The sequence below is a fragment of the Isoptericola sp. NPDC060257 genome, assembly GCF_042726645.1.
Taxonomy (GTDB): domain Bacteria; phylum Actinomycetota; class Actinomycetes; order Actinomycetales; family Cellulomonadaceae; genus Isoptericola; species Isoptericola nanjingensis.
In genome coordinates this window covers 1-11697 of record NZ_JBHXAW010000124.1, presented here as the reverse complement: position 1 = coordinate 11697, position 11697 = coordinate 1, and the positions used below count along the sequence as shown (strand labels likewise).

Annotated in this window: 11 protein-coding genes; 7 read left to right on the top strand and 4 right to left on the bottom strand. The window is 74.8% G+C overall.

Annotated features, from left to right (window positions below):
- Positions 1-53: 53 nt before the first annotated feature.
- From ACFWEK_RS11865 to ACFWEK_RS11845, 5 genes are read left to right on the top strand one after another with little or no spacing between them, the layout of a single operon-like run.
- The gene (locus ACFWEK_RS11865) at positions 54-938 is read left to right on the top strand and encodes a carbohydrate ABC transporter permease (protein ID WP_430554173.1); all 885 of its coding nucleotides are present in this window, start codon (positions 54-56) and stop codon (positions 936-938) included.
- Entirely contained in the window at positions 935-1762 is an 828-nt protein-coding gene (locus ACFWEK_RS11860; protein ID WP_430554172.1) for a carbohydrate ABC transporter permease, read from the top strand. Before ACFWEK_RS11865 ends, ACFWEK_RS11860 begins: the two co-directional genes overlap by 4 nt.
- Positions 1759-3321, top strand: coding sequence for a glycoside hydrolase family 3 N-terminal domain-containing protein (locus tag ACFWEK_RS11855; RefSeq protein WP_430554171.1), 1563 nt, complete (start codon positions 1759-1761; stop codon positions 3319-3321). The genes ACFWEK_RS11860 and ACFWEK_RS11855 overlap by 4 nt, the downstream gene beginning before the upstream one ends.
- Positions 3318-4586 (top strand): anhydro-N-acetylmuramic acid kinase, encoded by a 1269-nt coding sequence (locus tag ACFWEK_RS11850; RefSeq protein WP_430554170.1) that lies wholly within the window; start codon positions 3318-3320, stop codon positions 4584-4586. Before ACFWEK_RS11855 ends, ACFWEK_RS11850 begins: the two co-directional genes overlap by 4 nt.
- Positions 4583-5557 (top strand): N-acetylmuramic acid 6-phosphate etherase, encoded by a 975-nt coding sequence (locus tag ACFWEK_RS11845; protein ID WP_430545846.1) that lies wholly within the window; start codon positions 4583-4585, stop codon positions 5555-5557. Before ACFWEK_RS11850 ends, ACFWEK_RS11845 begins: the two co-directional genes overlap by 4 nt.
- Positions 5558-5692: 135 nt before the next feature.
- Here ACFWEK_RS11845 and ACFWEK_RS11840 read toward each other — a convergent pair whose 3' ends face one another.
- A complete protein-coding gene (locus tag ACFWEK_RS11840; protein ID WP_430554169.1) occupies positions 5693-6466 on the bottom strand; it encodes a YggS family pyridoxal phosphate-dependent enzyme in 774 nt (257 codons plus the stop codon).
- 134 nt (positions 6467-6600) lie between these two features.
- Between ACFWEK_RS11840 and ACFWEK_RS11835 the strand changes: the two genes are divergently transcribed.
- Positions 6601-6999: a YccF domain-containing protein gene (locus ACFWEK_RS11835; protein ID WP_430554168.1), complete on the top strand. Its 399-nt coding sequence runs from the start codon at positions 6601-6603 to the stop codon at positions 6997-6999.
- A gap of 16 nt (positions 7000-7015) precedes the next feature.
- Here the strand turns inward: ACFWEK_RS11835 and ybaK are convergent, their stop codons facing one another.
- Complete coding sequence (gene ybaK / locus ACFWEK_RS11830; protein ID WP_430545843.1) at positions 7016-7516, bottom strand: Cys-tRNA(Pro) deacylase; 501 nt, start codon at positions 7514-7516, stop codon at positions 7016-7018.
- Positions 7517-7547: 31 nt separating this feature from the next.
- On the opposite strand from ybaK, the gene ACFWEK_RS11825 reads away from it, so the two are divergent.
- The gene (locus ACFWEK_RS11825) at positions 7548-8303 is read left to right on the top strand and encodes a TSUP family transporter (RefSeq protein WP_430545842.1); all 756 of its coding nucleotides are present in this window, start codon (positions 7548-7550) and stop codon (positions 8301-8303) included.
- Between the two features lie 11 nt (positions 8304-8314).
- Here ACFWEK_RS11825 and ACFWEK_RS11820 read toward each other — a convergent pair whose 3' ends face one another.
- Together ACFWEK_RS11820 and ACFWEK_RS11815 are read right to left on the bottom strand one after the other, a co-directional pair.
- A complete protein-coding gene (locus ACFWEK_RS11820; RefSeq protein ID WP_430554167.1) occupies positions 8315-8791 on the bottom strand; it encodes a hypothetical protein in 477 nt (158 codons plus the stop codon).
- A gap of 88 nt (positions 8792-8879) precedes the next feature.
- Positions 8880-11615 carry a DEAD/DEAH box helicase gene (locus ACFWEK_RS11815; protein ID WP_430554166.1) on the bottom strand — a complete coding sequence of 912 codons (2736 nt, stop codon included), beginning with the start codon at positions 11613-11615 and terminating at the stop codon, positions 8880-8882.
- Positions 11616-11697 lie beyond the last annotated feature (82 nt).

The following is an 11697-nucleotide window of genomic DNA, read 5'->3' as shown; positions in this document are numbered from 1 at the left end:
GACCCGGGCAGCAGCCCGGGCCCGGCGGGCGCCGCCCGCTCGGCAAGTCGCTCCTGGCGCGGGTGCGGCCGTGGATGCTGCTGACGCCCGCGCTGCTCGTGCTGGCGGTGCTGCTCCTGTGGCCGCTGGTGCGGGTCGGGCTGTTCTCGCTCCAGGACTACGGGCTGCGGGAGATCGTCTCCGGCGAGCCGAACTGGATCGGCCTCGCCAACTACGTCGAGGTGTTCACGTCCGAGCAGCTGTGGGCCGTGGTGCTGCCGAACACGGTGGTCTTCGCCGTGCTGTCGGTGTCGTTCACGGTGGTCTTCGGTACGGCCGTGGCCGTGCTGCTCGCGTCGCTCGGCCGCGTCTGGCGCACCATCGTGTCCAGCGCGATCATGGCGGCCTGGGCGATGCCCGCCGTCACCGGCACGTACGTCTGGGTCTGGATCTTCGACGCCGACCGCGGCGTGTTCAACCACGTGCTGCAGTCGCTCGGGCTGCAGGACGCGCCCGTCAACTGGTTCACCGACCGCTGGTCGTTCTACGCGATCGTGCTCCTCAACGTGGTGCACCACGGCTTCCCGTTCGTCGCGATCACCGTGCTCGCGGGCCTGCTCGGCGTGCCGAAGGAGCTGCTCGAGGCCGCGGAGATCGACGGCGCCGGGCCGTGGCGCCGGTTCTTCTCGGTGATCGTGCCGCAGCTCAAGCAGATCTTCGCCGTCGTGATCATCCTGTCGACCATCTGGGACTTCAAGGTCTTCGCGCAGGTCTACCTCATGCCCGGCGGCGCCGGCAGCAACCGCGAGGTGCTCAACCTGGGCGTCTGGTCGTACACCGAGTCGTTCGGGCAGAACCGGTACGGGTTCGGTGCCGCGATCGCGGTGCTGCTGACCCTGCTGCTGCTCGCCATCACCGTCGTGTACGTCCGCACGATCCTGAAGGAGGAGGAGCTGTGAGCCGGCCGACGACCGCGACGCGGGTGGGCAAGGGGGTCGCCGTCGCGCTGCTCCTGGTGTTCACCCTCTTCCCGGCCTACTGGATGCTCGTCAGCGCGCTCGACGGCAAGGCGGGGCGCGGGTCGTCCTTCGTCCCCGCCGACCCGACGCTGGAGCACTTCGAGTTCGTGCTCACGGACGGCGGCTTCGACGTCTTCCTGCGCAACTCGCTGCTCGTGGCGCTCGGGACGGTGCTCGTCTCGTCGCTGCTCGCCCTGCTGGCGTCGGTGGCGGTGGCGCGCTTCCGCTTCAAGCTCCGCACGCAGGTGCTCATGCTCGTGCTGATCGTGCAGATGGTCCCGCTCGAGGCGCTCGTCATCCCGCTGTTCGTCCAGGTGCGCAACCTGGACCTGCTCGGCACGCTGACCGGCCTGGTCGTGGTGTACGTGGCGCTCGCGCTGCCCTTCGGCATCTGGATGCTGCGCGGCTTCGTGGCCGCCGTGCCGGTGGAGCTGGAGGAGGCCGCGTACCTCGACGGCGCCACCTGGGGCCGCATGTTCCGGTCCATCCTGCTGCCGCTCGTCGCGCCCGGCCTCGTGGCCACGAGCATCTTCAGCTTCATCACGGCGTGGAACGAGTTCGTCTTCGCGATGACGCTGCTCGGCGGCGAGACGCAGAACTACACGGTGGCCATCGGGCTGCGCTCGTTCTTCGGGCAGCACTCGAACGACTGGGGCGCGATCATGGCGGCCTCGACGATCATCACCGTGCCCGTGATGATCTTCTTCATCGTCGTCCAGCGCCGGCTCGCGTCCGGGCTGACGTCCGGGGCGGTGAAGGGGTGAACGACGTCCGGAGGGCCGTGCACGGGGTGCTGCTGCCCGGCTTCACCGGGACGACGCCCCCTGCGTGGCTGCTCGACGCCGCGCGCGACGGGCTCGCCGGAGTGGTGCTGTTCGCGCACAACACGCCCGACCCGGCGACGACGGCCGCGCTCACGGCACGCCTGCACGACGCCGCGCCCGACCTGCTCGTCGCGACCGACGAGGAGGGCGGCGACGTGTCGCGGCTCGAGGCCGCGACCGGGTCGTCGCTGCCGGGCGCCGCGGCGCTCGGCGCGGTGGACGACGTGCGGCTCACCGGGGCCGCGGGCGAGGCGCTGGGCCGCCTGCTCGCGGCCGCGGGCGTCGACCTCGACCTCGCGCCGGTGCTCGACGTCGACACGCCCGGGAACCCGGTCATCGGGGTGCGGGCGTTCGGCACCGATCCGGAGGCGGTCGCGCGGCACGGCGTCGCGTTCGCCCGCGGCCTGCAGCGCGGCGGCGTCGGCACGTGCGCCAAGCACTTCCCGGGGCACGGGTCCACGACCGTCGACTCGCACCTCGCGCTGCCCGTCGTGGAGGCCGACGCCCGGACCCTGCGCGGTCGCGACCTCGTGCCGTTCGCCGCGGCGTTCGCGGGCGGTCCCGGCGACGAGGGCCCCGCGGCCGACGCCCTCATGACCGCGCACGTCGTCGTGCCCGCGCTCGGGCCCGCTCCGGCGTCCCTCGACCCCGCCGTCGCGGCTCTCGCCCGCGAGCTCGGCCACGCCGGGCCGATCGTCACCGACGCCCTCGACATGCGCGCCGTGTCCGACGGCGCCGACGTCGGCGAGGCCGCCGTGCGGGCGGTCGAGGGCGGCGCGGACCTGCTGTGCCTGGGCACGACGACCGGACGGGACGACGAGGCGCTGTTCCGCTCCGCCGCCGACGCCCTCGTGGCCGCGGTCGACGCCGGCCGGGTGAGCCTGGACCGGCTCGCCGCGTCCCGGCGACGCACCGACGCCCTGGTGGGCCGGCTGCGCGCCCGGCGGGTCGCCGCCGCGCCGGCCCCGGCCGAGGAGGCGCTCACCGCGCTCGCGGCCGTGGGGGCCGAGGTGGCGCGCCGGGCGGTGCGCGTCGTCGGTCCGTCGCCGGCGCTCGCGGGAGCGCCCGACGTCGTCGACCTGCGGCTGCGGCTCGACCACGCGGCCGGTCGCACCGCGCAGCACGTGCAGCGCGCCGTCGCCGCCCGCTGGCCCGACGCCGTCGTGCACCCCGCCCTCGATGACGCCGGGCTCGGGGCCCTGCTGCGCGGGCTCCCCGGCCCGGCCGACGGCGGCGAACGGCCTCTCGTCGTCGTCACGCGCGAACCTGTCCCGGGCGGCGACGAGCACGAGCGCCTGGCGCGGCTGCAGCGGGCGCGCCCGGATCTCGTGGTCGTGCACACGGGCGCGCCGGCCGCGGGGGAGCGGTGGCTCGCCGCGCTCCCGGGCGGGCTGCCCGCGACCGTCCTGGCCTGCGGCACCGGCCGGGCCAACGCCGAGGCCGCCGTGGCCCTCCTCGCCGGGGAGCTCGCCCCCGAACCCACGGAGGTGGCGCGATGATCGTCATCGGCATCTCGTCCGGCACCAGCGTCGACGCGATCGACGCGGCGGCGGCGGACCTCGACCTGCGCCCCGACGGCACGCTGTCCCTGCGGCCGCTGGGCCACGCCGAGTACGCCTGGCCCGACCACCTGCGCCGGCGCATCCTCGCGGCGCTGCCGCCCGCCACCGCGGACCTGGGCGAGGTGTGCCAGCTCGACACGCTCGTCGGGCAGGAGCTGGGCGCCGCCGCCCGGCGCGCCGTCGACGACCTCGCGGGGGGCGACGCCGACCTCGTGGCGTCGCACGGGCAGACCCTGCACCACTGGGTGGTGGCGGGCCGCGCGCGCGGCACGCTGCAGCTCGGCAACCCCGCCTGGATCGCGGAGCGCACCCGACGGCCGGTGGTCAGCGACTTCCGGGTCGCCGACGTCGCCGCCGGCGGGCAGGGCGCGCCGCTGGTGAGCGTGCTGGACGCGCTGTGGCTCGGGCACGACGGGCCCGCCGGCACGAGGTACTCCGCGGCGCTCAACATCGGCGGCATCGCCAACGTCACCGTCGTCGGCGCGCACGACGAGCCGGTGCTCGGCTGGGACACCGGCCCCGGCAACTGCCTGCTCGACGCCGCGGTGCAGAGGCTCACCGGGCAGCCGTTCGACCGCGACGGGGAGCTCGCGGCCGGCGGCGTCGTGGACCACGAGGCGCTGGACGCGCTGCTGGACGAGCCGTACTACGCGCTGCCCGTGCCGCGGTCCACCGGCCGGGAGCTCTACGACGGCGAGTACGTGACGACGCGGCTCGCCGCCGCAGGGGTGCGTGCCGACCGGCTCAGCACCCCGGACCTGGTCGCCACGCTCACGGAGCTCACCGCGACCACCGTGGCGCGGTCGCTCGCCGACCACGCGCCGGGCGGGGGCGTCGACCGGGTCGTGATCTCCGGCGGCGGGGTCCGCAACCCCGTGCTCCGCGACCGTCTGCGGGCGCTGCTCCCGGCCGGCACCGCCCTCGAGACCGCGGACGACCTCGGGTTGCCGGCGGACGCCAAGGAGGCGTACCTCTTCGCGCTGCTCGGCTTCCTCGGCGTGCACGGGGTGCCCGGCACCGCACCCGGCCCGCACCGGCGGCAGGCCACGGGGGCCCGCCGGCCGGTGGTGCTGGGGTCGCTCACGCCCCCCACGCCGCTGCCCGTGGAGGCGGTCCGCACCCCGGTACGGCGCCTCGCGCTCACCACGGCACCGAGCGTCCCGACCACTGCGCGCGACCTGACGAGAGGAAGCACCCGATGAGCGGAGCGACCGTGCCCGACCCCTCCGTGCCTCCGGACGCCGGCCCCCCGGACGACGTGCTCGACGTCGCGCGCCTCGTCTCGCCGACGGAGGAGCGCAACCCGCGCACCACCGACATCGACCTGCTCCCGCCGGCCGACGTGGTGCGCCTCATCCTCGACGAGGACGCCGGCGTCGCCAGCGTGGTGCGCGCGGAGCGGTTCCGCGTCACGCAGACGGTGGAGCTCGCGGTCGAGGCGATCCGCGCGGGCGGGCGGGTGCACTACGCCGGTGCGGGTACGTCCGGCCGCCTCGGCGTGCTGGACGCCGTCGAGCTGCTGCCGACCTACGGCGTCGGCCCCGAGTGGTTCGACGCGCACCTCGCCGGCGGTCCCGACGCGATGACCGTCTCGGTGGAGGGCGCGGAGGACGACGCGGAGGCCGGTCGGCGCGACCTGGACCACGTGGGCCCGCACGACCTCGTCGTCGGGCTCGCGGCCAGCGGTCGCACCCCGTACGTGGGCGGGGCGCTCGACCTCGCCCGCGAGCGCGGGGCGCGCACCGCGCTCGTCAGCGCCAACCCAGCCGCGCCGCTGGCCGACCGCGTGGACGTCGCGATCCTGCTCGACACGGGGCCCGAGGCCGTCACCGGCTCGACCCGTATGAAGGCTGCCACCGCGCAGAAGATCGTGCTCAACACGTTCTCGACCGCCACGATGATCCAGCTCGGCAAGACGTACTCGAACCTCATGGTCGACGTCCGCGCGTCCAACGCCAAGCTCCGCGCCCGGCTCGTGCGCCTGCTGAGCCAGGCGACCGGTCTCGCGCCGGAGGTGTGCGCGCCCGTGCTGGCCGACGCCGGCGGGGAGGTGCAGGTGGCGCTGGTCATGCTGCTGGCGGGGGTGGACGCCGCGGCGGCGCGCGGCGCGCTCGCCGGGGGAGACGGCGTCCGCGGGGCCCTCGGCCGTCTCGGCGCCGCCCCGCCGAGGTAGTGCCCGAACCCGCGAGGTCGTGCGAGTTCTCGTGAAGTAGTACCTGAGTGCGCGAAGTAGTCCAGGCAATCCGGACAATTCGCGCATCCCGTGTACTACCTCGGCCGGCTTCGTACTACCTCGGCGCGATGGGTGCTACCTCGCGGGGGTAGGGCGGGCGCCGAAGACGGCGGTGCCGACGCGGACGACGGTCGCGCCCTCGGCGACGGCGAGCTCGAGGTCGGCGGTCATGCCCATGGAGAGCTCGCGGGCGTCGTCCGTGCCCGGAGCCCCGCTGGCGAGCACGGCGTCGCGGATCGCACGCAGCCGGGCGAAGCCGGCCCGCACGAGCGCCTCGTCGCGATCCTCAGCCAGGCGCGCGCCGATCGTCATGAACCCCGTCAGTCGCAGCCCCGGCAGGGCCGCGACGTCGAGGGCGAGCGCCGCCGCGTCGTCGGGCGCGACGCCGGACTTGCTCTCCTCGCCGGAGACGTTGACCTGCACGAGCACGTCCAGGGTGCGGCCGTCGCGCTCGCAGCGCGTGGACAGGGCACGCGCGAGGGCGAGGGAGTCCACCGAGTCGACGGCGGTGGCGGCGCCGAGCACCTGGTTGACCTTGTTCTTCTGCAGGTGGCCGATGAGGTGCGCCTCGACGCGTCCCGCGGCGACGAGGTCCGCCAGGGCGGGCGCCTTCGCGACGAGCTCCTGGACGCGGTTCTCGCCGACCAGCACCGGCCGGTCGTCGCCCTGGGCGGCGGCGAGGTCCAGCGCGGCCCGGACCCCCGCGAGCATGGTCTCGGCCTCCTGCGTCTTGGTGGCCAGCAGCACGCGGACCTCGCGCGGGTCGCGCCCCGCCGCGCGGGCGGCGGCCGCGACGCGGTCGTGGACGGCGGCCAGGCGTGCGGGGATCCCGGGACACTCGGTGGGCATGGCCGCCAGTCTACGAACGCCGTCGGTGGTCCTGGGACGCGACGCGGGGCCGTGACCGAGACTGCGGCGGACCAGGGTCGCGTCAGGGGGTTCCCGGGTGGTGCCGCGCTCGCGCGGCGGGCGAGGATGGTCGGGTGAAAGCCCTGCTCAACATCATCTGGCTCGTCTTCGGCGGCTTCTGGCTCGCGCTCGGCTACGCCGCGGCGGGCATCCTCTGCTGCATCATGATCGTCGCGATCCCGTGGGGCATCGCGTCGTTCCGGATCGCCGGCTACGCGCTGTGGCCGTTCGGACGCACGGTCGTCGACAAGCCGGGCGCCGGCGGCTGGTCGGTGCTGGGCAACGTCATCTGGATCGTCTTCGCCGGCATCTGGCTCACCATCGGGCACATCACGACGGCGGTCGCCCAGGCGATCACGATCATCGGCATCCCGCTGGCGATCGCGAACCTCAAGATGATCCCGGTCTCGCTGCTGCCGCTCGGCAAGGACATCGTGCCCAGCGACGCCCGGTACCCGACGTACCAGCACTGACCGTCGGGCACCGGCCTCACGGGCGGCCGATCGGCGCCGTCGTCCCGCCCGTGAGGCGCAGCAGGTCGTCGGGGGCGAGCGACACGTCCAGCCCGCGCCGGCCGCCGGACACGTAGACGACGTCGAAGCCCGCCGCGGACTCGTCGAGCACGGTCGTGTGCCGCTGCTTCTGCCCGATCGGCGAGATGCCGCCCACCACGTAGCCGGTGGCGCGCTGCGCCGCCGCCGGGTCGGCCATCGCGGCCCGCTTGCCGCCGACGGCGCGGGCCAACGCCTTGAGGTCGAGGCTGCCGTCCACCGGCACGATGCCGACCACGAGCCGCCCGTCGACGTCCGCCAGGAGCGTCTTGAAGACCTGCGCGGGGTCGGCGCCGAGCGCCTCGGCCGCCTCCAGGCCGTAGCTCAGGTCCGACGCCGGGTCGTGGTCGTAGGTGTGCAGCCCGTAGGCGATACCGGCCCGGTCGAGCGCGACGACGGCCGGCGTCCCGTGCGAGGCGTGCGGCTTCTTCTTCGACACGCCGCCGATTGTGCCTGAGTAGGGTGGTGCGGTGCTCCTCCTTCTCGTCCTCGCGATCCTGGTGGGAGGGGCGCTCCAACGGGTCACCGGCATGGGCTTCGGGCTCGTCGCCGGCCCGTTCATCGTGCTCCTGGTGGGCCCGCTCGAGGGCGTGCTGTTCGTGAACCTGGCCGGCGCGATCGCGTCCGCGCTCATCCTGGGCCGCGTCGCGCGGGACGTGGACTGGCGGCGCTACGCCTGGCTCGCCGTCACGTCGGTGGTCGTCATGGTCCCCGCCGCCCTGCTGCTGCGCGACGCGAGCCGTGCGGCGCTCGAGGTCGCCGTCGGGGCCCTCGTCGTCGTCGCGATGACGCTGGCCGTCGTCACGACCCGCCTGCGCCGCGGCGGCCGGCACCCCGTCCGGCCCGAGGCGCGCGCCCCGCTGGTCGCGACCGGCGTCGCGAGCGGGGTCGGGAGCGTGGCCGCGGGCATCGGCGGCCCGCCCGTGGCGATCTACTCCGTGCTCAGCGGCTGGGACCCGCGCGGCTTCGCGGCGACGGCGCAGCCGTTCTTCGCGACCAACGCGCTCGCCGCGCTGATCGCCAAGCTCACGCTCACCGACGCGTCCTTCCCGCCCTTCGCCGCCTGGCAGTGGCTCGTCGTCCTCGCCGCGATCGTGGCCGGGCTCGTCGTCGGCGACTGGCTCACCCCGCGCGTCCCTGCGGTGGCCGTCCGGCGCGGGCTGATCGTGCTCGCGTACGTCGGGGGCGTCGCGACCCTCGCCCAGGGGCTCGCGCACCTGGGCTGAGGAGGTAGGGCTCAGACCGGCCGGTCGCCCTCGTCACGACGCGGGACGTCGGCGGACCCGTCCGCCGGGCCGTCCGCGCGGTGCTCGGGAGCGTGCCGCCCAAGCGCACCCGGTGCGTCCCCTCGGTCGGGGTCCAGCTCGTCCGCGCGGCGCAGGCGCTCGTCGACGTCTGCCCGGCGCTCGTCGAGGCTCGCGTCGCGGCGCCGGGCCTCCTCCTGCAGACGCGCCGCGTCGGCGGCCTTCTGGTCGGCCTCGGCCTGGGACATCCGGGCCTCGGCGTCGAGCTTCGCGGACGCTGCCTCGCGCTCCTGCACCGCGATCCGGTCGTGCTCCGCCTGTCGGCGCAGCTCGGCCGCCTCGTCGCGCCGTTCCTCGCGCCGGCGCGCCTCGGCGGCCCGCGACCGGCGGGCGACGGCCACGGCGACGAGCACGAGCAGCAGCACGACGACGACGGCGACGACGATCCAGACGATGGTCGTGGTGTCCATGGCGGACTCCTGACGTCGGGGGAGCCGGGGGCGGCACCCTGCGTCGATCACACGACCGACGCCGGATGCTTGCAACCGCCGCGGGCGCTCAGATCCGGCCGACGTCCACCACGGTGAGCGCGACGGCCCCGGCCTCGTCGCTGGCCGCCAGGTCGACGACGGCGGTGACGGCCCAGTCGTGGTCGCCGTCGGCGTCGTCGAGCACCTGCCGCACCCACCACGTGCCGGCGGGCACCTCGGCCACCTCGACGCCGTCGCGCGTGGTCGTGGTCGCGCCGCCGGGCAGCTGGGCGCCCGGCTCGAGGATGGTCAGCAGCCCGGCCGCGCGGGCGGCGGGGCCGATGCCGACGGCGTCGTCGCCCTGCGCCTCGAACAGGGGGTCGAGCGCGGCGGCCCAGGCGTCGCCGTCCCAGCCGTGCGCGCCGTCGAGCGCCTCGAGCGCGTCGTAGTCCTCGCGGGCGGCGAGCTCGACGCGGCGGAACGTCGCGTTGCGCACCAGGCGGCGGAACGCGCGCGGGTTGCCGGTGACGGGCCGTGCGGGCGCCTCCGCGCCCGCCTCGGCGAGCTCGCCCTCGACGACGAGGTCGGCGTCGTCGTCGACCGGGTTCTGCAGCCGCTCCCACTCGTCGAGCAGCGACGAGTCGACGCCGCGCACCAGCTCGCCGAGCCACTCGACGACCTCCTGCACCTCCTCGGTGCGGTGCTCCTCCGGCACCACCTGGCGCAGCGCGCGGTAGGCGTCGGCGAGGTAGCGCAGCACGACGCCCTCGGTGCGCTCCAGCCCGTACACGCTGACCAGCTCGGCGAACGTCATGGCCTGCTCGAGCATGTCGCGCACCACGGACTTGGGCGCGAGCTCGGCGTCGGCCACCCACGGGTTCGACCGCTTGTACGTGGTGAACGCGGGCTCGAGCAGGTCGGCGAGCGGCCGCGGCCAGGTCACGTCCTCGAGCGCCTCCATGCGCTCCTCGTACTCCATGCCCTCGGCCTTCATCGCCGCGACGGCCTCGCCCTTCGCCTTGGACTGCTGGGCGTAGAGGATCTGGCGCGGGTCGTCGAGGGTCGCCTCGATGACGGAGACGACGTCGAGCACGTGCGTCGGGCTCTCGGTGTCCAGGAGGTCCATGGCCGCGAGCGCGAACGGCGACAGCGGGGCGTTGAGCGCGAAGTCGCGCGGCAGGTCGACGACGAGCCGCACGCTGGGCCGGTACCCGGCCGGGCGCGACGCGTCGGGCACGCGGACCTTCTCCACCACGCCCGCGACCCGCAGCGACCGGTAGATGCGGAACGTCTGGCGCACGTGCTTCGCCTGCTGCGCCTCGGTGTCGTGGTTCGCGGTGAGCAGGTGCCGCATGGCCTCGACGGGGTCGCCGCCCGAGCCCGCGGAGTCACGTGCCAGCACGTTGAGCACCATGGCGTGGTTGACGTGGAACTGGCTGGTCAGGGGCTCGGGGTCGGCGTCGCGCAGCCGCTCGAACGTGGAGTCCGTCCAGTTCACGGCGCCGGCGGGCGCCTTCTTGCGCACCACCTTCTTGAGCTTCTTCGGGTCGTCGCCGGCCTTGGCGAGCAGCTTGCGGTTCTCGATGACGTGCTCGGGCGCCATGACGAGCACCTCGCCCACGGTGTCGAACCCCGCGCGCCCGGCCCGGCCGGAGATCTGGTGGAACTCGCGCGCGGTGAGGTGGCGCATGCGCTCGCCGTCGTACTTCACGAGCGACGTCATGAGGACGGTGCGGATCGGCACGTTGATGCCCACGCCGAGGGTGTCGGTGCCGCAGACCACCTTGAGCAGGCCGCGCTGCGTGAGCCGCTCCACGAGGCGGCGGTACTTCGGCAGCATCCCGGCGTGGTGCACGCCGATGCCCGCGCGCAGGAACTTGCTCAGCGTCTTGCCGAAGCCCGTGCCGAACCGGAAGGCGCCGATCTCGGCCGCGATCGCGGCCTTCTCGTCCTTGGAGGCGAGGCTCGTGGACAGCAGCGCCTGGGCGCGCTCGACGGCGTCCTTCTGCGTGAAGTGCACGACGTAGACGGGGGCGCGGTGCGTCGTGACGAGCTCGGCGATGACGTCGGTCAGCGGCTCGACGACGTAGGAGAACGTCAGCGGCACCGGGCGCTCGGCGCCCGCGACCTCCGCGACGGGGCGGCCGCTGCGCTCCTCGAGGTCCTCGCGCAGCCGGGTGGTGTCGCCCAGGGTGGCGGACATCAGCAGGAACTGCGTGCGCGGCAGCTCCAGCAGCGGCACCTGCCACGCCCAGCCGCGCTGCCGGTCGCCGTAGAAGTGGAACTCGTCCATGACGACCTGGGCGATGGCGTCGTCGTCGGCCGTGCCGTCCGCGCCGACGCCGTCGTCGTCGGCCCCGCGCCGCAGGGCGAGGTTGGCGAGGATCTCCGCGGTGCAGCAGATGATCGGGGCGTCGGCGTTGACGGCGGAGTCGCCGGTCATCATGCCGACGTTGCGCGACCCGAACGCGGCGACGAGGTCGAAGAACTTCTCGCTCACCAGCGCCTTGAGCGGCGCGGTGTAGAACGTGCGCCCGCCGCGGCCCGACCGGCGGTTCGCGAGCGCCGCGAACTGCGCGCCCATCGCGACCATCGACTTGCCCGACCCCGTGGGCGTGGCCAGCACCACGTGCGAGCCCGTCATGAGCTCGAGCAGCGCCTCCTCCTGGTGCGGGTACAGCGGCCGGCCCGTGCCGGTGGCCCACTCGCCGAACCCCTCGAAGAGGACGTCGGGGTCCGGCGCGCCGCCCGTCGGGGCGGGCAGGTACGGCAGCAGCGTGCCGGCGGGGCGGGGGGCGGCGTCGGGGGAGCTGGGGGAAGTCATGGTCCGGACATTCTCCCAGGCCGCGCCGACAGCAACGAGCGTGCTGAATTGCTCCTCATTCGACCCGCATGAGGAGCAATTC